We start from the raw sequence: 21,482 nt of genomic DNA, 5'->3' as shown, positions 1-21,482 counted from the left end.
CCGAGCCTACCGACGCGCGTATATTCGGACCAAGGAGGTTTACGTGCTCTACCTGCTGCTCGCCCTGATCATCGCCGCGGTCGTCTACGTCGGCTGGCGTGCGGTTCGCACCCAGGCGACCCGCACGAAGACCCGGGTCATCGGCCCCGACGACGATCCGGATTTCCTCTGGCGTCTCAGCCATGGCGACAACAACCCGCGCTAGCCGAACCGCTCGTTGACGTCGGCCGCGGGGAATCCGTCGGCCACCACGGCGGCCAGCTCGATCAGGGCCTCCCGCGTCTTCGGGTTCAGCCGGTCCAGATCGATCTCCGCGCCCTCCTCCAGATGCGGGTCGAACGGCACCACCCGCACCGCACGGCACCGCCGCGAGAAGTGATCGACGACTTTTTGCAGATCGACCTTGCCCGAGCGCGGCCGCACCGCATTGATCACACACACCGACTGCCGCACCAGATCCTGGTGGCCGTGGGCGTCGAGCCAGTCCAGCGTCGCCGACGCGCTGCGGGCACCGTCCACCGAACCCGAGCTGACGACGATCAACGTGTCGGCCTTGGCCAGCACCGCCGCCATCGCCGAGTGCATCAGACCGGTGCCGCAGTCGGTGAGGACCAGGCTGTAGAACCGCTCCAGCACATCCACGGCCCGCGAATAATCCTGCGCGCTGAACGCCTCCGACACCGCCGGATCGCTCTCCGAGGCCAGCACTTCCAGCCGGCTGGGGCCCTGTGAGGTGTAGCCGCGCACATCGCTGTAGCGCTCGATGCCGTCGGCGTCGCGCAGCAGATGCCGCACGGTGGCCGGGGTCTGCAGCGGCACCTTCTGACTCAACGTGCCGCGGTCGGGGTTGGCGTCCACCGCCACCACGCGGTCACCGCGGATCGAGGCGAAGGTGCCGCCCAGGCCGGCAGTGATCGTGGTCTTCCCGACGCCGCCCTTCAGCGACAGCAGCGCGATCTTGTAGCAGCCCTGCAGGGGACGGTTCACCTGTGCGACGAGGTTGTTGTGCTGGATGGCACGCGGGCCCTCGCCCACGTTGATGAGCTTGCCCGACAACACATACAGCCACTTGCGCCAGCCGGCCGACGGTGCCCGCTTGGCTTGGCGCAGCAGCGCGTTGGTCGCCAGATCCGGATACGGCGAAGGCGGAATCTCGGGCCGGTACGACGGGGACGGATGCTCGGTGAGGTACTGGTTGTACAACGGAGCCGAGGCGGGCGGCGGGTCCATCGGAATCGGGATGCCGAGCGGCGGCGTGCTGGCCAGCCAGTCTGCCTCCGGCTCGACTGTCGCCGGATCGTGGAATCGCTGCTCAGCGCGGAACACCGTTGTCGCATCGGTCAATTCGTGGCCCCGACGGGGCGTATGAGGATCGGACACGGGCACTTCCCCCTGACATATCGTTTCGGGTCGAGTGATGGTCGTGGCGTACTGAAAACCCCAGCGCAGGGTTGCGGTCAGCCCACCCCGGCGTAGGAGTGCAAGCCGACGGTCACCAGGTTGATGAAGAACAGGTTGAACACCATCGCGACGAAACCGACGACGTTGATCCAGGCCGCCTTCTTGTCGCGCCAACCCGCGGTCGAGCGGGCGTGCAGGTAGGCGGCGTAGACCACCCATGCGATGAACGACACCGTCTCCTTGGGGTCCCAGCCCCAGTACCGACCCCACGCCTCCTCGGCCCAGATAGCGCCGAAGATGACGCCGAAGCCGAAGATCGGGAACGCGAAGATCGTGGTGCGGTAGGCGATCCGGTCCAGCGTCTGGGCGTCGGGCAGGCGCTGCACGATCCGCGCGAGCGTTCCCTGCGCGTCGGGGTCGCCGAAGCGCGACATCTTCAGCAGGAACAGGATGCTGGCCACCCCGCCGACCAGGAACACCCCCGAGCCCAAGCTGACCACCGAGACGTGGATGGGCAGCCAGTAGGACTGCAGGGCCGGCATCACCGGTGCGGCGTTGGTGTAGAGCCAGCGGCCCGACACCGTCAGCAGGATCAGCACCGGAACCAGCACGAACACCCACAGCGCCCGGTACTGCGGCTTGCGCAGCACCACCGCGGCGGCCACCAGGCCACAGAAGCTGGTCAGGTTGATGAACTCGTACATGTTGCCCCACGGCACCCGCGCGGTGGCCAGCCCACGCAGCACGATGCAGGCGAACAGCAGGGCGATGCCGACATAGACCAGCGACAGCCCGGCCGTGCCGATGCGCTCGTCGACCGAACGGGCCGGCGCCTCGACGACAACGCCGGGCCGGTCACTGTCCGCGCCGACCGTGCCGGCCGAGACCAGCTCGCGGGCCTCGACCTTGCGTCCGCGGCTGTAGGCCAGCTCGACGGCCAGCAGCAGCAGCGCCCCGACCAGAACCACGACCGACGAGGTGAACGCCCAGTCCGAGTACCGGGCCAGGCCGATGTCGATGTGTTCGGTATTCATGCGCGTCAGACCTTCTCTTTCGACGGCGCCGTGGCGGGCAGATCCGTCAACAACCGCTCGGTGAGCTTCTCGAACTCGCTGCCCCAACCGGAGTTGTCGGTGCGTGCCAGGCCCCCGAGCTCGATGTTCACCGTACCGGTCTGCAGGCCGGGTGTAATCCTGGCCCACACCCGGCGCCGGCGCACGATCAGCGACACCAGCAGCCCACCCATCATCGTCATCGCGAACGCCAGCACCCACAGCTGGCCCGGATCGTGCGACACCTGCAGATTGACGAACGGCGTCGCACCGTCGAACTTCACCACGGTGCCGTCGTCGAGACGCACCTGTTCGCCCTGGCGCAGGTTGATTCGCTTCACCTTGGTTAGCCGCTTCTGCTCGATCAGGCGCGGGTCGAGGGTGAACAGCGACTGCGGGCGTCCGGTATCCAGGCCGGTGTCGCCGCGATAGATGTCGATGGCCACCGCCGGGTCGTTGAGCGCGGGATAGCTCGAGGACAGCAGCGTCCCGTCGAGTTCCGCGGTCGGCGCGAACAGGCCCATGATGGCCAGCTGGTGTTTGCGCCGCTCGGTGGCGTCCGGGTACATGCCGCCCGGCGGATCGACCCGGATCACCCCGGAGGACAGCAGTGTGCGCGGGTCGTCGGGGCGCCACTGCAAGGTCTGGGTGCGCTGCTGCCCGCCTGGGAAGGTGACGGTGAAGGTCGGGGCGTAGCCGTGGCCCTGCAGGTAGACCCGGTCGCCGCCGATCCGCAGCGGATGGTTCACCTCGAGGCGGTACGGCTGCCAGGTGCCGGTGGCCAGGTCATCGCCGGCCTGGTAGTCGATATTCGACGCGAACGAGATGGCCTGTCCGCTGGGCAGGTAGCGGGCCTGGAAGTCGTTGACCTTGATGCACATCGGGTACAGCGAGGTGCCGTCGACGTTGTTGCCGGCCCGGAACGAGTCGAACGCGGCCGGGGACGCCGAGCAGAATCCCGGCCCGCCGTTGGCGACGACAATGACATTGCCCTCATAGCCGAACAACTTGCCGACCGCGATCGCGACCAGCAGCCCCAGCAGCGAGAAGTGGAAAACGATGTTGCCGAACTCCCGCAGGTAGCCCTTCTCGGCCGCAATCTCGACGCCGTCGTCGGTGGTGCGGGTGACGCGGCGCCAGCCGCGCAGCCGTGCCGACACGGTGGCCGCGGCCGAGTCCGCGGTGCCTGGCGCTTCGCCTTCGGCGAACTTGGGGAGCCGGGACAGGTTGCGCGGCGCCGGCACCGGGACGGCGCGCAGGCTGCGGACGTGCTCGAGCATCCGCGGGGTCAGGCAGCCCACCAGCGAGATGAACAGCAACGCGTAGATGGCGGTGAACCAGAAGCTGGAGAACACGTCGAAGAGCTGAAGTCGGTCCAGCCACGGCCCGATGAGGGAGTGTTCGGCGATGTACTGCTGGACCTTGGACTCATTGAGGCTGCGCTGCGGCAGCAGCGCACCGGGCACTGCACCCAGCGCCAGCAGGAACAGCAGCACCAGCGCGGTGCCCATCGAGGTCAGCGCGCGCCAGAGGTTGCGGGGCTGGCGCGCGAGCAGACGCAGAATCGCACCAGGACCGCCCTTCTTGGGCGATTCTGCGTCTGCTGGCGGTGACGTGGTGGTCATCAGATCGGCAGTCTGACGTCGGAGACGAACGCGTCGCGCACCCAGGAGATGAAGTCGTTCCATACCCCGGTCACCAGGGCCAGACCCACCAGGATCAGCAGCACCCCGCCGACGATCTGGATGGTCCTGGTGTGGCGGCGCAGCCAGCCGAACCCGTTGACCGCCCATCCGGAACCGAGGGCCAACAGCACGAACGGGATGCCCAGGCCCAGGCAATAGGCGATCACCAGAGCCACCCCGCGGGCGACGCTGGCACCGTCGGTGGCCGAGGCGACGGTGATCACACCGGTCAGCGTCGGCCCCAGACACGGCGTCCACCCCAGCGCGAAGACCGCACCCAGCAGGGGCGCGCCCGCCAACCCCGCCAGCTGCTTGGGGGTGATCCGGGCCTGGCGCTGCAGCGCCGGAATGAACCCGATGAAGGCCAGGCCCATGACGATGGTCAGCACTCCCCCGACCCGTTGCAGCAGAAGCTGATTGGTGATCAGCGCGGTCGTCATGCCCAGCACCGCCACGGTGCCGAGGACGAACACCGCGGTGAACCCGGCCACGAACAGCAGTGCCGCACCGGCGACCCGCAGTCGCTGGGTCTTCAGCGCGACATGCCCGTCGAGGTCGTCGACTCCGACCACCGCAGCCAGATACGACAGATAGCCCGGCACCAGTGGCACCACGCACGGCGAGGCGAATGACACCAACCCGGCCAGCACGCACACCCCCAGGGCCAGCAACAGCGGCCCCGCGGCGGCGGTCTGCGCGAAACCGGTCATGGTGCAGCCGGTTTCGACACAGGCTCGGCGGCCAGCCGCTGCACGACCGGCAACAAATCCTCGGCCAGTAGCTCGCGCAGGAACACCACGGCCACCCGGTGGTCACGGTCGAGTACGACCGTCGACGGGATCACGGTGGTGGGGTACTTGCCGCCGAACGCAATCATGGTGCGCATCGCCGGGTCGTAGATCGACGGGAACGTCACCTTACGGTCGACGACGAAGTCCTGTGGTGCGGTGATGTCGTTGTCGCGGACGTCGATGCCCAGGAACGCCACGCCGGAGTCGCGGGTCTCGTTGTATACCTTCTCCAGCTGGGTGATCTCCGAGCGGCACGGCCCGCACCACTGGCCCCACACGTTGATCACCACGACCTTGCCCTCGAAGTCCTTCAGCGACACCGTCTTCGACGGGTCCATCAACTCCGGACCGGACAGCGGTCCCGGGGTTCCGCGGCTGGCCGGCGGGTCGTAGAAAATGTCCGTCTTGCCGCCGGGGGCGACGAACTCGAACGTGCCGCCCTGCGCGACGGCGTCGTCACCGGTGGAGCAGCCGGCCAACACCGCCGCCGCCACCAGGAGGACCGCCAGGCGCTTCACCGCCCGCCGAGCTCCGCGTATCCCCATCCGACGTACTCGTCCCCGTCGAAGTAGAACGATGTCAGCGACGCGAGGTTGCACAGGCGCCTGGTGGGGAAGTGGTGCAGCGGCTGATCGGTCATCGACCGACGCAGCGTCTCAACCGGCAGCTGATGGCTGACGCACACCGCCTCGTGGCCGGTGGCCTTGACCCGGGCCCGTTGCAGTGCGCCCTGCATCCGGGCCGCGACCTCGCGGTAGGGCTCACCCCACGACGGGGAGCGCGGATTTCGCAGATGCCACCAGTTGCGCGGGTCGCGCAGCGCACCGTCGCCCGGCGAGACCCGCTGCCCTTCGAAGACGTTGTGCGACTCGATGAGTTCTGCGTCGGTGTCGACCGCCAGCCCGTGCTCGGCGGCGATCGGGGCCGCCGTCTCCTGCGCCCGGTCCAGTGGAGATGCCACGACGTAGACGATGTCGCGGGCGGCCAGCCAGCTCGCCACCGCCCGTGCCTGGGCGCGGCCCCGGTCGGACAGGTGATAGTCGGGCAGGCGGCCGTAGAGGACGCCCTCCGGGTTGTGCACCTCGCCGTGGCGCATCACGTGGACGACCGTCCGGGTGGGTTCGGTACTCACTGCTTGGCCTCCGCCGCGGCACGGGCAGCCGCCGGTAGTGCGGTCGCGATCCGGTCGAAGGCGGCGTCGTCGAGAGCGGCTGAGACGAACCAGGTTTCGAATGCACTCGGCGGCGCGTAGACACCTGCGTCGAGAAGGGCGTGGAAGAACGCCGGGAACCGCCAGGTTTCGCTGGCCCGCGCCGAGGCGAAGTCGGTCACCGGCGAGTCGGTGAAGAACACCGACAGGAAGTTGCCTGCGCGCGCAACCTGGTGGACCAGCCCGGCTTCGGTCAGCGCAGCGGTGAGCAGGCCGGCCAGGCGGGTGGCGTTGGCATCCAGCGCGGCGTACACCGCGTCGTCGGCGTGGCGCAGGGTCGCCAGTCCGGCCGCCACCGCCACCGGGTTACCCGACAACGTGCCAGCCTGGTACACCGGCCCGAGCGGCGCCAGCCGTTCCATCACATCGGTGCGGCCGCCGAACGCCGCGGCGGGCAGGCCACCGCTCATCACCTTGCCGAAGGTGAAGAGGTCGGCATCCACGGGATCGAGTCCATACCAACCGCTTCGGCTCATCCGGAAGCCAGTCATCACCTCGTCGACGATCAGCAACGCGCCGTGTTCGGCGGTGATCCGGCGCAGCGCGGAGTTGTAACCCGGCAGCGGCGGTACCGCCCCCATGTTGCCCGGGCACGCCTCGGTGATCACCGCGGCGATGCTGTCACCGAAGGCGGCGAAGGACTCTTCGACCGCGGCGACGTCGTTGTAGGGCAACACGATCGTGTCGGCTGCGGTGGCACCGGTGACACCGGGAGAGGACGGCAGCCCCAGGGTGGCGACCCCGGACCCGGCGTCGGCCAACAGGGCATCGACGTGACCGTGGTAGCAGCCGGAGAACTTGATGACTTTGGACCGGCCGGTGAAACCGCGCGCCAGCCGCACCGCGCTCATGGTGGCCTCGGTGCCCGAGTTCACCAGCCGCACCCGCTGGACTGGTGTCACCCGGGCCACGATCTCGGCGGCCAGCTCCGTCTCACCCGGGGTGGGTGCACCGAACGACAACCCGTTGGCGGCGGCCCGCTGCACCGCCTCGACGACGGCCGGGTGGGCGTGGCCCAGGATCATCGGGCCCCACGAGCACACCAGGTCGATGAAGCGGTTGCCGTCGGCGTCGGTCAACCAGTAGCCCTTGGCCGAGGTGATGTAGCGCGGCGTGCCGCCGACCGAGTTGAAGGCCCGCACCGGCGAGTTCACCCCGCCGGGGATCACCGCGCAGGCTTCGGCGAACAACCTGGCCGAGGCGGCGGTCGATGCGGCCTGGTCCGTACTGCTCATGGCCACCAGTGTCCCAGCCGCGGCGGGGTGGTCAACTACAGGGTGTAGCAGCCGAGGGACCAGGCCCCTCAGGCCAGACCGGCTACCAACAGGTCGAGCAGATGCTCGTAACTGGCGGCCGGGTCGGGTGTCTGCCCGATTCCGGCGATCTCAATGGTGATGGCGCCGTGCACGGCGCTCCAGACGGCCTGGCCGGATTCGGTCGGACTCTCGGCCGCCGGACCGGTGGCGAACGCCCGGATCAGATCCACCAGGACGGCGAAGACGGGGCGGCCGCGCGCCGCAGCGGGCGACGCCTGGTCCTCCAGTGGGCTTCCGATCGAGAAGATCAGCCCGTACCGGGCGGGGTGGGCCAGCGCGTACGTGCGGTAGTTGCGGCAGGCCTGGCGCAACCGCTCGACCGGATCGACGTCGACGGGCGTTTCGATGGCCACGTCGAGTTCGTCGAGGGCCCGCATCGCCAGCGCGGTGAGCAGGGCCTCCTTGTTGGCAAACCTGTTGTAGACGCTCATGGGCGCGACCGCCGCTTCATGGGCGACGGCCCGGATCGTGACGCCGGCCGTTCCGTCGCGGTCCAGCACGGTCTCGGCCGCGTGCAATACCACGGCCGAGACCTGTTCGCTGGCGGTGCGGCGACGACGAGGTGCAGCGCTCATGCCCGGCCGGCGACACCTTGGACCGCCAGCCACGACAGGGCGGTGTCGGCAACGTCGCGCCAGCCGTGGTCGATGGTGAGCGAGTGGCCGCGTCCCTCGAACTCGTGGAAGTCGGTGACCGCGCTGGATTTGCGGTACAGCCCGTGGGCTGCCCTGGCGCTGACCAGGGGAACGGTGTGGTCAGCCGAGCCCCCGGTGATCAGCAGCGGTCCGCGCCCGCTGTTGGTGGTGTCGACCTTGGCCGGGGAGTTCGGGGCGAAGTTCGCGGTCGCAGCCTGGAACAGGGGCCTGCCCGGCGACGGGATGGACCACTGCTGCCACAGCGCGTCCGATTCCTCGGTCGTCAGAGCATTACCGAATCCATAGCGCCACTGAGCCTGGGTCAGCCCCTTGGCGCGGCCACGGTTCAACGGGTTGCCCAAGACCGGGAAGGCCGAACGCAACTGCGCGATCGGGAGCGGTTTGACGCCCTTGATCGGGGCGGGGTCGATGGCGATCGCCGCGGCGGCTTTGTTCTGTCCGAGCAGTTTCTGGGCGATCAACCCGCCGAACGAGTGGCCGATCACCACCGGCGGGGTGTCGAACTGGTCGAGGATCTTCGCGAAGTGGTCGGTCAGCTCATCGATGCCGAATCCCGCTTGATCAGAGGCCTTCTCGCGGGTGGCGGCCACGGTGGCCTGTTCGCCCGGCCACGCCGGTGCGATGGCCTGATAGCCCTGGGCGGCGAAGTGGTCGATCCACGGCTGCCAGGCGGAACTGGCGACCCACAGGCCGTGGATGAAGACGACGTTGGTCATGAGGTGGTCCTCCTGTTACGGCTTCGCTGTTCCTTATAGAACAACGTTACATAAGTGTGCAATCGTCTGAACACATCCACGGGGACGAGAAATTCCCGAGCCGACGTGGGCGTGCTCACAGGCGGCCCCGGGCCGGCTCAGACCTGCGTCGCCGACAGCGCGTGGGCGAACTGGGCGGCGAGGAACTCGCGTGCGCGGTCTTCGGGCCACCCCAAAACCGTGACCGTGACGTGGAACCCGCTCTGCGGGCCGTAGTGATACAGGGTGATGTCGGCGAAGTCGTCGTCGGACAGCGACGGGGAGAAGGCGCCCAGGTGTCGCATCTTCTGGGCGATCTCGTGCAGTGCGGAGCGGTGCCGGACCATGGCCTGGCCCAGTGATTTCGTCGCCTCGGGGTCGTGCGGGGCCGCGGCGACCACGAGTTGGACGATGTCGTCCTCCTCGGGCACGGCCACAGCCCGTCACCGCCAGGAACGGCGCTGACGGGTGCGCATATTCTCTACGCGTGTCCTCTGTGTCCGACCGGATGAGCCGACGCCGCCTGGCGTCCGGCGCGGGTCCGGACGCCTCGACCGCGGTGACGCTGGCCGACCTGGAACGGGGCCAACGGGCCACGGTCGTCGGCTACGGCGACGAGGTGGCCGCCAGCACCGCCCGACGCTTCTTCGACCTCGGCATCGTCCCGGGTATCGAGGTCACCATGGTGCGCCGCGCGCCGCTGCGCGATCCCGTCGTCTACCGCATCGGCGACTGTGAGCTGGCCCTGCGCGCGGTCCAGTCCCGCTGCATCCAGGTGGAACGGATCAGTTGAGCGGCCATCACCACCACGGCGGAGGAACCGCCGAAGCCAACGTCGGACTGACCCGCTTCGCCGTCGTCGGTAGCCCGAACTCGGGCAAGACCACCCTGTTCAACGCCATGACCGGCCTGCACGCGAAGACCGGCAACTATCCGGGCGTGACGGTCTCCCGGTTCGAGGGAAGGATGCGGCTCGGCGAGCACGACACCGTCGTCGTCGAAGACCTTCCCGGCACCTACAGCCTGGACCCGATCAGCCCGGACGAGCAGATCGTCGTCGACGTCCTGGACACCGACCACCACAACACCCGCGTCGACGTACCGGACGCGCTGCTGGTGCTGCTCAACGCGACCACCCTGCGCCGCTCGCTGGGGCTGCTGGCCCAGCTGCTGCAGACCGGATTGCCGGCCTGCGTGGTGCTGACCTTCACCGACGACCTGGCGCGCCGCAATGGGCGGCTCGACATCACCGCGCTGAGCCGGGCACTGGGTGTTCCCGTCGTCCCGGTGGTGGCCGGACACCGTGACGGCCTGGTGGCGCTGCGGGAACTCATGGCCGACCACCGGTCGTGGCCCGCCCCGGTCGTGCCGCCGCCGACCGAGACAGCCGAGGTCACCGCCTGGATCGACTCCGTGCTGGCCGCGGCCGGCTACACCGTGCCCGAGGTGGACCGGCGCACCAGCCGCATCGACGCCGTGCTGCTGCATCCGGTGGCCGGAACGGCGGTCTTCCTGCTGACGATGTTCCTGTTCTTCCAGACGATCTTCACCGTCGCCGCGCCGCTGCAGGACTACGTCGGGCAGTTCTTCGGCTGGCTGGGTGAACTGGTCGCCCAGCACGTGCACATCTCCTGGCTGTCGGCGTTCCTGTCGCAGGCGATCATCGGCGGTGTCGGCAGTGTGCTGGTGTTCGTGCCCCAGATCGTGCTGCTGTTCATCCTGATCGCGCTGCTGGAAGGCACCGGCTACCTGGCGCGGGCGGCGTTCCTGATGGACCGGGTGATGGCCCGCGCCGGCCTGGAAGGCCGGGCGTTCGTGGCGCTGCTGTCCTCGGTGGCATGCGCCATCCCGGGGATCATGGCGACCCGGTCGCTGCCGTCGGCCAAGGATCGGCTGGCCACCATGATGGGTGCCCCGCTGATGACCTGCTCGGCACGGCTGCCGGTCTACATTCTGCTGGTCAGCATGCTGCTGGGCGCCGACGCGCGGGTGGGGCCGTTCAGCGCCCGCGGTGTGGTGATGTTCGCGCTGTATCTGATGGGTGCGCTCTCGGCGATGGCGGTGGCCGCGGTGTTCAAGCGGTTCACCTCGCGCGGCGCCGCGGCGCTGCCGTTCTACATGGAGATGCCGCCCTATCAGGTGCCCCGGCTCAAGACGGTGGCCGCCGAGGTGTGGACGGCCGCCTCGGCGTTCCTGCGCAAGGTCTCCTCGATCATCCTGGTCACCACGATCGCGCTGTGGGTGCTGCTCAACCTGCCGCTGCGCCACGACGCCGAGCTGGCCGCCGCCGGGGTCGACACCGCCGACGATGCGGCCGCGTCGTCCTACGTTCTTGACCACTCCTACGGAGCGTCGGTCGGCCGGGCGCTGGAGCCGGTGTTCACCCCGCTGGGCTTCGACTGGCGGATCAACATCGGCGTGCTGTCCTCGCTGGCGGCGCGGGAGACCTTCGTCGCCACGCTCGGTCAGGTGGCCGCCGCGCAGGATCCCGAGAACCCCGCGGATTCGCTGCGGTCGATGCGGGTGCAGAGCGGGCCGTCGGCGGGCCGGCTGCTCTTCGACGCACCAACCATCGCCGCGCTTCTGGTGTTCTTCATGTTCGCGCTGCAGTGCATGTCGACGGTCGGCGTTCTGCGCCGCGAGACCGGCTCGTGGAAGTGGCCCGCGATCGCGTGGGCGTACATGTTCGTGCTGGCGTGGGTGCTGGCGTTCCTGGCCAGGACCGTCGCGGCGGCCCTGGTGTGATCGCCCTGCACGCCGAGCGGGTGACCGGCGAGCCGCAGGCGGTGCGCTGGGTGGTGCGGACGGCCGGTGTGCCGGTGGGCCGGGTGGTCACCGCCCCTGGCGAGCTGGGCCGGATGTTCGACGACGGAATCCTCACCGGTGGGCTGGTCGACGACACCGCGGTGCTGCTGTGGCTACGCGAGGGTCTGTCGTGGCGCACTCAAGGCCAGCCGATCCAGGCCGCACTGCGCGAGGCGCTGCGCTCCCCCGCCGGCTGGGTGGTCGAGCCGGCGCCTGGTGAGGTCCTGGAACGGGTCATCGCCGACGTGTTGGAGGGATCGGTCGGTGAGTTCGTGCGGTCACACGGCGGCTCGCTACGTGTGCAGCGGGCCGGTGACGTCGTGGCCGTGCAACTCGGCGGGGCCTGTGAGCATTGCCCGGCCGCCGAGCAGACCCTGGGACAGCGGCTGGTGACCGAATTGCGGCGCCGCTGCCCCGACCTCGTCGAATTGGACTCGCGCGGCGGGCAACTGACCCTTCAGCTGGGCCCGGTGCCCGGCCCGTAACGCCTGTGCGCCGAGTTACCGCTCGGCGGCCGCCGCGGCCAGTACGGCGGTGAACTCCGTCAGGAGTCTGTCGGCATCCGGGGCGTCAAAAGCCAGCGGCGGGCGGATCTTGAGGACGTTACCGGCGGGACCGGATGCCGAGATGAGCACGCGTCGGCGGCGCAGTTCGTTGACGATGACAGCAGCGCCTGCAGCGTCGGGGGTTCCATCGCGCGGGTCGACGATGTCGACACCGAGGAACAGACCGCAGCCGCGTACGTCACCGACGATGCCGACGTCACCCGCCGCGACCTCAACGGTGCTCTTCAGGTGAGCGCCGACGCGGGCGGCCCGATCGATCAGTCCCTCGGCACGGATGGTGTTCAGCACGGCCTGGGCCGCGGCGATGCATACCGTATTGCCGCCGAAGGTGTTGAAATACCGGATGTTACGGCCAAACTCGGTGAGCAGATCGGGCCTGAAGACGGCGGCAGCGATCGGCATTCCGTTGCCCATCGGTTTGCCGATAGTGACGATGTCCGGCTCGATCCCGTGACGTTGGAAACCCCACCATGCTGCTCCGGTGCGCCCGAACCCCGGTTGGACCTCGTCGGCGATATACAGACCGCCCGCGCGATGCACCTCGTCGAGGACCGGCGCCAGAAATCCCGCCGGGTCGCTGAGCACGCCGTCGGAGGAGAAGATGCTGTCGGCGATGAACGCCGCCAGTCCGATGCCGTGACGATGGAGATCCTCCACCGCGTGGCGGATCTGGGTCCGCAGAGACTCACCGGGCGCACCGTCTGCGGTACACCGTGGATCGATGGTGCGCACGTGGACGTCCAGTGGTGAATGCACACCCAGCGATGGTGAGATCGCGGCGACCGTCTCGGTGACACCATGATATGCGTTGGCGGTCACGATGATTCCGCGTCGTCCGGTGACGTACTTGGCGACCCGCAGCGCAAGGTCGTTGGCCTCGGACCCCGAACAGGTGAAGACGATGTTGGATAGTGCCGCCGGGAACGTGGACAGCAGGTCTTCGGCGTACTCGGTGACGCTGGGCTGCAGATAACGGGTGTTGGTGTTGACCGTGTGCAGTTGCCGTGTGACCGCTTCGGCCACTGCCGGGTGGGAGTGACCGATGCAGGGGACGTTGTTGTAGGCATCGAGATACTCGTTGTCCTGCGAGTCGTAGAGGTAGGTGCCGTTGCCGCGGACAACCTCCACTGGATCGTCATAGAACAGTCGATACACCGGACCGAGGACCCGGCTACGGCGCTCGACCGCGTCTCGGGTCTTCGGATCGAGGTCCGACATCCGAGCCGGATCGAATCCATTCACCATGGTGGGCGCGACGATCCGTGGCTGTGTGCTCATTGCGGGTTCGGTCCCTTTCACGTCGCGACGATGCTGCGGATCCGCGCCTCGGCGCAGTCGCGCGGAATGCGGTGCAGGTGAGCCAGGGCCTGCCAGGTGTGTTGGGAGCGCGCGTGGCCGTACGTCCGGGTCGAACCGTCACGCCGAGCTGTCCAGGTGGCGGCGTTGACAGCGAGACGGACCACCGCCAAGGGATAGATCAGGGAGAGTTCGGCATCGGTGAGGGGCAACACCCGGTTGAATCCGGCGGTTACATCCACCAGCGCCGCGATCGGGTCGTCCTTTCGCAGCATCGCGTACGCACCGGCAATGGCGGGCTCGCACACCCTGGCGGTGTAGAGGGCGTCGGCGAAGTCGATGACTCCGGCGATGCGCGTGCCTGCCGCATCGGCAAGCACATTGAAGTCATTGAGGTCTTGGTGCACAACGCCTTTGGGAAGTTCTTCGACAGTGGGCGCAATCACGTCGTGAAAAACGGCCAGGGCGTCCTCGCAGATCTGTTGATGCGCCGACTCGACGAGACTCGGCAGTGCGGCCGTGAGGGCGCGTGGCGCTGCGAGCAGGTCCCACAGGTGAGTCGGGGGCGGTGTTCCGATCGTGTGCATGCCGGTCAGACCGACGACAATCCTGGCCGCGGTCGCCCCCCAGTCGGCCAGCAACGCAGGCGGATGGGCGTCCAGTTCGGCCAGCAGCCTGCCCTCGATCCAGGAATAGACGCCGAGGTAACGGCCGTCGCCGAGCTCACCCACGTCCTGGCCGGAACGAGTCCGAAGGACGCCGGGAACGGGCACCGCGTCCGCGAGGCGGTCCAGCAGCCGATGCTGCCACCGGACGCTGTCGATGTCCTCGGCTCGGTAGACCTTGACCACGATTTGTCGGCCGCGATCGGTGGTGGCGGTGAAGGTCTGATCGAATTCCCCACCGAGGGGCCGCACCTGCCTGACACGCAGCCCAAACGCGGTTACCGCCACCGGGATTTGGTGCCACCCGACGCCGGCTTCGCCCGTCCGCTCCTTGGGGTCAGTGCCCATCGTCACGATTACCTATCGTCGAGGTCGACGACGCCGAAGTCCAGCCCGCGTCACCCGCCTCAATCGCACCCGGGCATCGCAGCACGACTCCACCGATCGGGGGACATGAAATTTCCTCCCCCGGCTGTCCGTTTGGGGGACAGACACCCACTTCGCGGCCGCGCAAGATTCCTCTCGTGCCTGGCTCACCGAGAGCAGGCCCCACAACTCGGAGGACATCATGACTGCAACCACCACCAAGCGCGCCGCCGGATTCTTCGCCGGCGCCATCGCGGCCGGCGCACTCGCCCTCGGCTTGAGCTTCGCCCCCACGGCAAGCGCAGCTGACGGCTGCGGCCTGGGCTACCACCTCGAGAACGGCACCTGCGTCGTCAACATCCCGGGCCCCGGCGCCCAATTCATCAGCCCCAACTGCTGGATCAACAACAATGGCGACGAGCGCTGCTACGCCCCCTAAATCCACGAGCAACCGCCCGGACTGGTCAGTCCGGGCGGTTGCGTCTGTGTGGGCAGGACTAGACCGCGACCGTGCGCAGCGCCTCGGGCAGGCTGGGCAGGAAGTGCCTGGTAGCGAAAGCCCGTATATCGTCGGCAGTTTCGAGAGGTTCGGCGCTGGGCAGCAGTAACACCATCATCGCGTAGCGCCAGATGGTGTCGGCCAGTGCATGGACGGCCTGCGGCCCGATCCGCTCGGCGAAACCGGGCGGGAAGATCACCTGCAACGCGGCCTCGATGCGCTGCACCGCGGCACCGTAGTGTTTGCGCGCCAACTCCAGCGTCAGCGCCGGCTCGTCGAGCACCATCCGATTCAGCACCCGGTGTTTGCGGCCGCGCAGTATCGCCTGGGTGAACGCCTCGACGTAGTAATTCGACTGCGGGCGCGCGGCTTTGAGATCCTCGGCGATGTCGGCGAATAACCGCGCGTTCTCCCGATCGACCACGGCGGAGACCAGGTCGTCCTTGTTGGCGAAGCGGCGGTAGATGGTCGTGCGGCTCACGCCGGCGCGGCGCGCAACGTCGTCGAGCGCGACCCGTCGGATACCGTGCCGGTCGAACTCGACGAGCGCGGCGTCGAGGATCGCTTCGGCCGACAGGTCAGACATGCCCTGCCCGCGCGAAACCGGCTCTGGCGTAACCGTTGTAGCGCACCGTCATCGGCAGGTGGTCCCACAGCCAGTTCACCGGGCGCGAGCGCCACAACGCGGCGAAGCGCTGATAGTTGCGTTCCTTGCGCTCGCTCCACGGCAAGCCAAGCACCTCGCGGGTGCGTGGCGGCATGCCACCCGTAGTCAGGAACGCCGCCACCGGGTTGAACACCGGCGACACCAGCCGCCACACCAGCGGGTGAACCGCCTTGGGCCTGGGGAATCCCTTGGTGACGTAGCCGACGCCGTACTTGGCGGTGGGGTGCGCGACGAGCACGTCGTTGATCATGCGCTCCCAATACCGCTCGAACTCGGCGTAGTCGGCGGGCATCGGGCGATCACTGACTCCGTAGCGGCGATACCAGGTCTTGGACTCCAGATACATCTGCTCCTTCTCGGCGCGGGTGAGGCGCTTGACGAAGGTGTCGGCGAAGTAGAGCGCCTGGTCGAAGAAGGTGGCGTGCGCCCAGTAGTACGTGTCGGGATCCAGTGCGTGGTAGCGACTCCCCGGCCCGTACTCGCTGGGCATGTCGCCCTTGATGTTGACGTGGAAATCGCGCACCCGCGGGCCGGCGTTGTCGTCGTCGCTGCCGTAGACGGTCATGAAGATCGGCGGCAGTGAGCGCTTAATCCGCGCGGCGGTGTCGGCAAACCACACCGAGTGGTCGAACACCCCCTGGCCCAGCTCGGCCAGCATGTTCTGCAGCACCGCGGGGCGGGGTCCGATCAGGAACATCCGATTGTCCCCGAAGTAGCGCCACACCAGGGACTGCGGGCCCAGCGGCAGGGCGTCGGTGGCGGAGGAGGATTCGGCGAGGTCCGTCATGTGCAACAGTGTTACAGATTCTGCACTGTGTACCAGTGGGCCGTGACGAGCGTCACGGCCTCGCCGAGACCGACGCAATGGCGCGATCCACTCGGACTTTCCCGCCCAAACTCACGTTTCGGCGAATCAGGTGAAGCGCTTGAGGCGCAGGCTGTTGGTCACCACCAGCACCGAGGAGAACGCCATCGCCGCGCCGGCGATCATCGGGTTTAGCAGTCCCAGCGCGGCCAGCGGGATGGCCGCGACGTTGTAGCCGAACGCCCAGAACAGGTTCTGCTTGATGATCCGCAGCGTGCGCGCCGACAACCGCAGCGCGGTCGGCACGGTCCGCAGGTCACCGCGCACCAGCGTGATGTCGCCCGCCTCGATCGCGGCGTCGGTGCCGGTGCCCATCGCCATGCCGACGTCGGCGGTGGCCAGCGCCACCGAATCGTTGACGCCGTCGCCGACCATGGCCACCGTGCGCCCCGCGGCCTGCAGCCGCTTGATCACGTTGGCCTTCTCGGCGGGCAGCACGCCTGCGATGACGTCGCCGGGAGCGATACCGACCTCGGCGGCCACCCGCGCGGCGACCGCCGGGTTGTCGCCGGTGAGCAGCATCGGGGTGATGCCCATCGCCTTGAGTTCGGCGATGGCCTCGGCGCTGGTCGGCTTGACCGCATCCACCAGCCTGATCACCCCGCGCCGGACACCGTCCCAGGTCACCGCGACGCTGGTGCGTCCGTCGTCGTCGGAGAAGCGGGCGACCTGCACGCTCACCCCGTCCACCACACCGCTGACCCCGGTACCCGGATCGCTGGTGAAGTCGCGCACCGCGGGCACGCGCAGGCCCCGCGCGCCGGCGGCGGCCACGATGGCGGCGGCCACCGGATGCTCAGAAGCCGACTCGACGGCGGCCGCCCGGGTCAACACCGCCTCGGCGTCGGCACCCGCCTCGGTTTCGACGGCGGCCACCTCGGTTTCGACGGCGGCCACTGTCATGGTTCCGGTGGTCACGGTGCCGGTCTTGTCCAGGACGACGGTGTCGACGCCGGTGACCGTCTCCAGCACCTGCGGTTCCTTGATCAGCACGCCCAGCTGCGCGCCGCGGCCGGTGCCGACCAGGATCGCGGTCGGCGTGGCCAGGCCCAGTGCACACGGGCAGGCGATGATCAGCACCGCCACCGCGGCGGTGAAGGCCGCCGTAACCGGGCCCCCGGCCAGCAGCCAGGCGACCAGCGTCACCGCGGCGATGCCGAGCACGACCGGGACGAACACCGCCGACACCCGGTCGGCCAGCCGTTGGATCGAGGCCTTGCCACTCTGTGCGTCGGTGACCATCCGCGCCATCCGCGCCAGCTGCGTGTCGGCGCCGACCCGGCTGGCGCGCACCAGGATCCGTCCGTAGGTGTTGACCGACCCGCCGAGCACCTCGTCGCCGGGGCGGACGTCGACCGGGACCGACTCACCGGTCATCGCCGAGGTGTCCAGCGCCGAGGCACCGTCCTCGACGACGCCGTCGGTGGCCACCCGCTCGCCTGGGCGCACCACGATCACGTCACCCACCCGCAGTTCCTCGGCAGCAATCCGGACCTCGCCGTCATCTCGGAGCACGACGGCGTCCTTGGCGCCCAGTGCGAGCAGGGCTTGCAACGCCGCCCCGGCCGATCGCTTGGCCTTGGCCTCGGCGTAGCGGCCGGCCAGGAGAAAGACCGTCACCGCCGCAGCGACCTCGAAGTAGACATGGCCGTGCCCGTGGGCGGCCGCCCCGGTCACCACCTCATACAGCGACCAGATATAGGCGGCCAGCGTGCCGATCGACACCAGGGTGTCCATCGTCGAGGCGCCGTGTCGCGCGCTGTTCACCGCGGCCTTGTGGAACGGATAGCCACCCCAGAACACGATCGGGGTGGACAACGCCAGTACCAGCCACTGCCAGCCGGGGAATTGCCAGGCAATCACCATCGACAACGCCACCACCGGTACGGCAAGCACCGCCGACCCGATCAGCCGCGGGCGGAGCTGATCGGCCGGCACATCGTGGCTCATGTGGTCGTGGCCGCCGCCGGAGTGGTCGACCACCGAGGCGTGGTAGCCGGTGGATTCGACCGCGTGGATCAGGTCGCGCTCGGAGACCCCCGGCCCGTGTTCGACGTGCGCGCGCTCGACGGCCAGGTTCACCGTGGCGTGTACGCCCGCCAGATCGTTGAGGCCGCGTTCGATCTTCGCCGCGCAAGACGCGCAGCTCATGCCGGTCAACTGGAGGTCGGTCGTCGTCATCCTTCGATGATACCCCTAGGGGGTATGTTTTCCAGCGCGCGCAGCAGCGCTGAACAGTCCCAAACGCCCGGTAACCGGGCAGGTCAGACCGGGGTCGTCGGATCCCCGCCGCGCCGGGCTCGAACCAGACCGGCCACCCCCAACACCGTCAGCACACCGGCCGCGGTCACCAGCGCCCAGGTCAGCATCATCAGCGGGGGGTTGTAGACGACCGACGTGGTCGAGGGCTGCCCATCGGCGACCGGGGCGACGTAGACCATGCTGCGAGCTGCCAGGCCGCTGGCGATGCCCGCGGCCAGCGCCAGCACGGCCAGCACCAGCTGCACGGTGTGCCTCACGACGTGCCTCACGACGCGCTCGCCCTCTGCTCCTCGACCAGCGCGGTCAGCGCCTCACGCAGCCGGCGATGGTTGCGCGCCCACGCCTGCGCGGTGCGCTCGCCGGTGAGCTTGACGCCGATTCCGGTGCGACCGCGGGGTACCCCGCTCAGTTCGCCCAGCGCGCGGGCGGTCTGCCACTTCTCCAGCGGTCCGCGGGATTTCACTGTGTGCTCCGGCTCCGGGAACACGGCCACGATCTGGCTCACCGGAGTGACCTCGGTGCCTTCGCGCAGCGCGGCCCGGGTCAACTCGACGCTGGTGTGGATCCGGGCGGCCTTGACCTGCAGTCCGATGAAGCCGGTCACCAGCACCAGGAAGATCAGCGGCACGATGGGCTGGAAGCCCACCCCGCTCTTGAACTGGATCATCAGCATCGTGATCGCCGAACCCGGCCCGGCCAGCAGCCAGTACCAGCTGGCACCGTTCTCGACGAACAACCGCTCCGGCTGCTCGACGTGCGGATCCTCAGACATCGGACCCCGCGGCGTCGGCGTCGAACCAGCCGGCCACCGCCGGACGACTCAACAGCAGCGTGCCGACGATGATCGGCAGCAAGCTCAGCAAGGCCACCAGACCGATGTTGACGAACACCTGCAGCAGCCCGACCAGCACGATGATCGTCAGTCCCAAGCCCAGCGTCGCACGCCGGAACCGCACGTCGCCGGTGCCGCGGGTCCGGCCGATCAGGAACGCCAGGCCCGCCCCGGCAAGCAGGCAGATCACGCCCGCGCCACGGCGGAAGATCAGCAGCTGGTGGATCGCCTGATCGGAATACGAGGGCGGCAGCGCCTGGCGGAGCATGTCGTAGCCGACGGTGATGGCGAGCAGCCCACCCGCCATCAGCAGCACGGCCCCCACCACCAGCAGCCAGAAGGCGACGTTGAGGGCACGCGGCCTCGGTTGGGTCGGGGTCATGGTCGGGCCAGCCTATCGGGTCACTTGGTGAAGAACCCGTGCGCATCCGGGCGGTGCAGCAGGTAGATGCCACCGACGATGAGCACCGAGCCGATGATGCCGGTGACCGCGAAGATCACCGCCTGCACCGCGTCGCGCTGGGTGCTGAGCAGGCTGGCCGTGGTGTAGATGACGGTGGCCACCCCGCCGCCGGTCAGCACGGTGCGGGTCCAGCGATAGCCCGAGCGCATCAGGAACAGGAAGGTCAGTACCAGGGCGGCCATCATCAGCGCGAACAGCACCGTGACGGCGATGACCAGGATGGAGGCCTGCTTGGTGGCGAAGAAAGCATCGGCCAGATAGCCGGTCAGCATCAGCGGCAGCGCGATCAGCCACAGCCAGAAGCCGGTGTCGACGTCCTCGGGGCGTGACGGTGACGGTGTGCCCACCGGCGGTTGCTGTGTCACGCCAGCCAGCCAGCCACGTCGGCCGCCCAGTAGGTCAGCACGATGTCGGCACCCGCGCGCCGGATGCTGGTCAACGACTCCAGCGCGGCGACCCGGCCATCGATCCAGCCGTTGGCGGCGGCGGCGCTGATCATCGCGTACTCCCCCGACACCTGGTAGGCGGCCACCGGCACCGGCGAGACGTCGGCGGCCACCCGCACGATGTCCAGGTAGGCCATGGCGGGTTTGATCATCACGATGTCGGCACCCTCGTCGAGGTCGAGTTCGATTTCGCGCAGTGCCTCCCGGGCGTTGCCGCTGTCCTGCTGGTAGGTGCGGCGATCGCCCTGCAGGCTGGAGGCCACCGCCTCCCGGAACGGGCCGTAGAAGGCCGAGGCGAACTTGGCCGCGTAGGCCAAGATCAGCACGTCGGTGAACCCAGCAGCGTCCAGGCCGTCGCGGATCGCAGCCACCTGACCGTCCATCATGCCGCTGGGCCCGACCACCTGAGCGCCCGCTTGCGCTTGTGCCACAGCCAGTCTCACGTACTGCTCATTGGTGGCATCGTTATCGACTCTGCCGCGAGCATCCAGCACGCCGCAGTGGCCGTGGTCGGTGAACTCGTCGAGGCAGGTGTCGGCCATCAGCACGGTGTCATTGCCGAGGTCGTTGGCCAGATCCCGCAGGCCCAGGTTGAGGATGCCGTCGGGGTCCACACCACAGGAGCCCAGGGCGTCCTTGTCGGAGTCGCGCGGAACCCCGAACAACATCAACCCGCCGACACCGGCCTTGATGGCCTGCTCGGCCGCGCGGCGCAGCGAGTCCCGGGTGTGTTGGTAGACACCGGGCATCGAGGATATCGGCCGGGGCTCGTCGATCCCGTCTGCGACGAACATCGGCAGCACGAGATGACGTGGCTCCAGCGATGTTTCGGCCACCAACCGGCGCAGCGCCGGCGTCGAGCGCAGCCGGCGGGGACGCTGTCTGAGGAAGGACACGCCTGCCTC

At 68.6% G+C, this 21,482-nt stretch carries 25 protein-coding genes; 5 read left to right on the top strand and 20 right to left on the bottom strand.

The genetic code is table 11. The annotated features are described in order from the left end of the window. The first annotated feature begins 43 nt into the window (after positions 1–43). Positions 44–205 carry a hypothetical protein gene (locus ADBZ9K_RS27175; protein WP_526625420.1) on the top strand — a complete coding sequence of 54 codons (162 nt, stop codon included), beginning with the start codon at positions 44–46 and terminating at the stop codon, positions 203–205. Here ADBZ9K_RS27175 and ADBZ9K_RS27170 read toward each other — a convergent pair. From ADBZ9K_RS27170 to ADBZ9K_RS27125, 10 genes are all read right to left on the bottom strand, one after another. After that, positions 202–1,380, bottom strand: a complete 1,179-nt coding sequence (locus ADBZ9K_RS27170; protein ID WP_526625419.1) for a MinD/ParA family ATP-binding protein — start codon at positions 1,378–1,380, stop codon at positions 202–204. The two genes, ADBZ9K_RS27175 and ADBZ9K_RS27170, sit on opposite strands and share 4 nt — an antisense overlap. Positions 1,381–1,457: 77 nt before the next feature. Beyond that, positions 1,458–2,435, bottom strand: a complete 978-nt coding sequence (gene ccsB, locus ADBZ9K_RS27165; protein ID WP_526625417.1) for a c-type cytochrome biogenesis protein CcsB — start codon at positions 2,433–2,435, stop codon at positions 1,458–1,460. Positions 2,436–2,440: 5 nt separating this feature from the next. Beyond that, positions 2,441–3,964 carry a cytochrome c biogenesis protein ResB gene (resB, locus tag ADBZ9K_RS27160; RefSeq protein ID WP_526625661.1) on the bottom strand — a complete coding sequence of 508 codons (1,524 nt, stop codon included), beginning with the start codon at positions 3,962–3,964 and terminating at the stop codon, positions 2,441–2,443. A gap of 113 nt (positions 3,965–4,077) precedes the next feature. Further along, on the bottom strand, positions 4,078–4,848 hold the full coding sequence (locus ADBZ9K_RS27155; RefSeq protein ID WP_526625415.1) for a cytochrome c biogenesis CcdA family protein: 771 nt from the start codon (positions 4,846–4,848) through the stop codon (positions 4,078–4,080). Next, the gene (locus ADBZ9K_RS27150; protein ID WP_526625413.1) at positions 4,845–5,447 is read right to left on the bottom strand and encodes a TlpA disulfide reductase family protein; all 603 of its coding nucleotides are present in this window, start codon (positions 5,445–5,447) and stop codon (positions 4,845–4,847) included. The genes ADBZ9K_RS27155 and ADBZ9K_RS27150 overlap by 4 nt, the downstream gene beginning before the upstream one ends. Then, positions 5,444–6,025 (bottom strand): histidine phosphatase family protein, encoded by a 582-nt coding sequence (locus tag ADBZ9K_RS27145; protein ID WP_526625659.1) that lies wholly within the window; start codon positions 6,023–6,025, stop codon positions 5,444–5,446. Before ADBZ9K_RS27145 ends, ADBZ9K_RS27150 begins: the two co-directional genes overlap by 4 nt. 32 nt (positions 6,026–6,057) lie before the next feature. Then, complete coding sequence (hemL, locus tag ADBZ9K_RS27140) at positions 6,058–7,374, bottom strand: glutamate-1-semialdehyde 2,1-aminomutase (protein ID WP_526625411.1); 1,317 nt, start codon at positions 7,372–7,374, stop codon at positions 6,058–6,060. A gap of 68 nt (positions 7,375–7,442) precedes the next feature. Continuing rightward, the gene (locus ADBZ9K_RS27135) at positions 7,443–8,030 is read right to left on the bottom strand and encodes a TetR/AcrR family transcriptional regulator (protein ID WP_526625409.1); all 588 of its coding nucleotides are present in this window, start codon (positions 8,028–8,030) and stop codon (positions 7,443–7,445) included. Beyond that, positions 8,027–8,827: an alpha/beta hydrolase gene (locus ADBZ9K_RS27130; RefSeq protein WP_526625408.1), complete on the bottom strand. Its 801-nt coding sequence runs from the start codon at positions 8,825–8,827 to the stop codon at positions 8,027–8,029. The genes ADBZ9K_RS27135 and ADBZ9K_RS27130 overlap by 4 nt, the downstream gene beginning before the upstream one ends. 137 nt (positions 8,828–8,964) lie before the next feature. Beyond that, a complete protein-coding gene (locus ADBZ9K_RS27125) occupies positions 8,965–9,282 on the bottom strand; it encodes a hypothetical protein (RefSeq protein WP_526625407.1) in 318 nt (105 codons plus the stop codon). A 50-nt stretch (positions 9,283–9,332) separates the two neighbouring features. On the opposite strand from ADBZ9K_RS27125, the gene ADBZ9K_RS27120 reads away from it, so the two are divergent. From ADBZ9K_RS27120 to ADBZ9K_RS27110, 3 genes are read left to right on the top strand one after another with little or no spacing between them, the layout of a single operon-like run. Next, complete coding sequence (locus ADBZ9K_RS27120) at positions 9,333–9,638, top strand: FeoA family protein (protein ID WP_526625406.1); 306 nt, start codon at positions 9,333–9,335, stop codon at positions 9,636–9,638. Continuing rightward, complete coding sequence (gene feoB, locus ADBZ9K_RS27115) at positions 9,635–11,590, top strand: ferrous iron transporter B (RefSeq protein WP_526625405.1); 1,956 nt, start codon at positions 9,635–9,637, stop codon at positions 11,588–11,590. Before ADBZ9K_RS27120 ends, feoB begins: the two co-directional genes overlap by 4 nt. Beyond that, entirely contained in the window at positions 11,587–12,135 is a 549-nt protein-coding gene (locus ADBZ9K_RS27110) for a NifU family protein (RefSeq protein WP_526625403.1), read from the top strand. Before feoB ends, ADBZ9K_RS27110 begins: the two co-directional genes overlap by 4 nt. Before the next feature lie 15 nt (positions 12,136–12,150). Here the strand turns inward: ADBZ9K_RS27110 and ADBZ9K_RS27105 are convergent, their stop codons facing one another. Together ADBZ9K_RS27105 and ADBZ9K_RS27100 are read right to left on the bottom strand one after the other, a co-directional pair. Next, complete coding sequence (locus ADBZ9K_RS27105; protein ID WP_526625658.1) at positions 12,151–13,461, bottom strand: class-III pyridoxal-phosphate-dependent aminotransferase; 1,311 nt, start codon at positions 13,459–13,461, stop codon at positions 12,151–12,153. A 50-nt stretch (positions 13,462–13,511) separates the two neighbouring features. After that, positions 13,512–14,525, bottom strand: coding sequence for a phosphotransferase enzyme family protein (locus ADBZ9K_RS27100; RefSeq protein ID WP_526625657.1), 1,014 nt, complete (start codon positions 14,523–14,525; stop codon positions 13,512–13,514). A gap of 220 nt (positions 14,526–14,745) precedes the next feature. Between ADBZ9K_RS27100 and ADBZ9K_RS27095 the strand changes: the two genes are divergently transcribed. After that, the gene (locus ADBZ9K_RS27095) at positions 14,746–14,982 is read left to right on the top strand and encodes a hypothetical protein (protein ID WP_526625402.1); all 237 of its coding nucleotides are present in this window, start codon (positions 14,746–14,748) and stop codon (positions 14,980–14,982) included. 58 nt (positions 14,983–15,040) lie between these two features. Here ADBZ9K_RS27095 and ADBZ9K_RS27090 read toward each other — a convergent pair whose 3' ends face one another. The 8 genes from ADBZ9K_RS27090 to hemB form a co-directional block, all read right to left on the bottom strand. Then, positions 15,041–15,628: a TetR/AcrR family transcriptional regulator gene (locus tag ADBZ9K_RS27090; RefSeq protein WP_526625400.1), complete on the bottom strand. Its 588-nt coding sequence runs from the start codon at positions 15,626–15,628 to the stop codon at positions 15,041–15,043. Then, a complete protein-coding gene (locus ADBZ9K_RS27085; protein WP_526625399.1) occupies positions 15,621–16,496 on the bottom strand; it encodes an oxygenase MpaB family protein in 876 nt (291 codons plus the stop codon). Before ADBZ9K_RS27085 ends, ADBZ9K_RS27090 begins: the two co-directional genes overlap by 8 nt. 126 nt (positions 16,497–16,622) lie before the next feature. Next, positions 16,623–18,755 carry a heavy metal translocating P-type ATPase gene (locus ADBZ9K_RS27080; protein WP_526625398.1) on the bottom strand — a complete coding sequence of 711 codons (2,133 nt, stop codon included), beginning with the start codon at positions 18,753–18,755 and terminating at the stop codon, positions 16,623–16,625. A gap of 83 nt (positions 18,756–18,838) precedes the next feature. After that, complete coding sequence (locus tag ADBZ9K_RS27075) at positions 18,839–19,105, bottom strand: hypothetical protein (protein ID WP_526625397.1); 267 nt, start codon at positions 19,103–19,105, stop codon at positions 18,839–18,841. Continuing rightward, the gene (gene mce1N, locus ADBZ9K_RS27070) at positions 19,102–19,608 is read right to left on the bottom strand and encodes a transport-regulating membrane protein Mce1N (RefSeq protein ID WP_526625396.1); all 507 of its coding nucleotides are present in this window, start codon (positions 19,606–19,608) and stop codon (positions 19,102–19,104) included. Before mce1N ends, ADBZ9K_RS27075 begins: the two co-directional genes overlap by 4 nt. Then, positions 19,601–20,050: a hypothetical protein gene (locus ADBZ9K_RS27065; RefSeq protein ID WP_526625394.1), complete on the bottom strand. Its 450-nt coding sequence runs from the start codon at positions 20,048–20,050 to the stop codon at positions 19,601–19,603. Before ADBZ9K_RS27065 ends, mce1N begins: the two co-directional genes overlap by 8 nt. 20 nt (positions 20,051–20,070) lie before the next feature. Continuing rightward, positions 20,071–20,496 (bottom strand): hypothetical protein, encoded by a 426-nt coding sequence (locus ADBZ9K_RS27060; protein WP_526625393.1) that lies wholly within the window; start codon positions 20,494–20,496, stop codon positions 20,071–20,073. Further along, the gene (gene hemB / locus ADBZ9K_RS27055; RefSeq protein WP_526625392.1) at positions 20,493–21,473 is read right to left on the bottom strand and encodes a porphobilinogen synthase; all 981 of its coding nucleotides are present in this window, start codon (positions 21,471–21,473) and stop codon (positions 20,493–20,495) included. Before hemB ends, ADBZ9K_RS27060 begins: the two co-directional genes overlap by 4 nt. Positions 21,474–21,482: the final 9 nt, after the last annotated feature.

The sequence above is a fragment of the Mycobacterium sp. genome, assembly GCF_965229265.1.
Taxonomy (GTDB): Bacteria; Actinomycetota; Actinomycetes; order Mycobacteriales; family Mycobacteriaceae; genus Mycobacterium.
This window is presented reverse-complemented; position numbering and strand designations above follow the sequence as displayed.

Bases quoted from the DNA above. Each gene is read 5' to 3' on its own strand.
- ccsB (WP_526625417.1), bottom strand. From the start codon at position 2,435: ATGAATACCGAACACATCGACATCGGCCTGGCCCGGTACTCGGACTGG.
- resB (WP_526625661.1), bottom strand. From the start codon at position 3,964: ATGGGCACCGCGCTGGTGCTGCTGTTCCTGCTGGCGCTGGGTGCAGTG.
- ADBZ9K_RS27155 (WP_526625415.1), bottom strand. From the start codon at position 4,848: ATGACCGGTTTCGCGCAGACCGCCGCCGCGGGGCCGCTGTTGCTGGCC.
- ADBZ9K_RS27145 (WP_526625659.1), bottom strand. From the start codon at position 6,025: ATGCGCCACGGCGAGGTGCACAACCCGGAGGGCGTCCTCTACGGCCGC.
- hemL (WP_526625411.1), bottom strand. From the start codon at position 7,374: ATGAGCAGTACGGACCAGGCCGCATCGACCGCCGCCTCGGCCAGGTTG.
- ADBZ9K_RS27135 (WP_526625409.1), bottom strand. From the start codon at position 8,030: ATGAGCGCTGCACCTCGTCGTCGCCGCACCGCCAGCGAACAGGTCTCG.
- ADBZ9K_RS27130 (WP_526625408.1), bottom strand. From the start codon at position 8,827: ATGACCAACGTCGTCTTCATCCACGGCCTGTGGGTCGCCAGTTCCGCC.
- ADBZ9K_RS27105 (WP_526625658.1), bottom strand. From the start codon at position 13,461: ATGGTGAATGGATTCGATCCGGCTCGGATGTCGGACCTCGATCCGAAG.
- ADBZ9K_RS27100 (WP_526625657.1), bottom strand. From the start codon at position 14,525: ATGGGCACTGACCCCAAGGAGCGGACGGGCGAAGCCGGCGTCGGGTGG.
- ADBZ9K_RS27095 (WP_526625402.1), top strand. From the start codon at position 14,746: ATGACTGCAACCACCACCAAGCGCGCCGCCGGATTCTTCGCCGGCGCC.
- ADBZ9K_RS27090 (WP_526625400.1), bottom strand. From the start codon at position 15,628: ATGTCTGACCTGTCGGCCGAAGCGATCCTCGACGCCGCGCTCGTCGAG.
- ADBZ9K_RS27085 (WP_526625399.1), bottom strand. From the start codon at position 16,496: ATGACGGACCTCGCCGAATCCTCCTCCGCCACCGACGCCCTGCCGCTG.
- ADBZ9K_RS27080 (WP_526625398.1), bottom strand. From the start codon at position 18,755: ATGACGACGACCGACCTCCAGTTGACCGGCATGAGCTGCGCGTCTTGC.
- mce1N (WP_526625396.1), bottom strand. From the start codon at position 19,608: ATGTCTGAGGATCCGCACGTCGAGCAGCCGGAGCGGTTGTTCGTCGAG.
- ADBZ9K_RS27065 (WP_526625394.1), bottom strand. From the start codon at position 20,050: ATGACCCCGACCCAACCGAGGCCGCGTGCCCTCAACGTCGCCTTCTGG.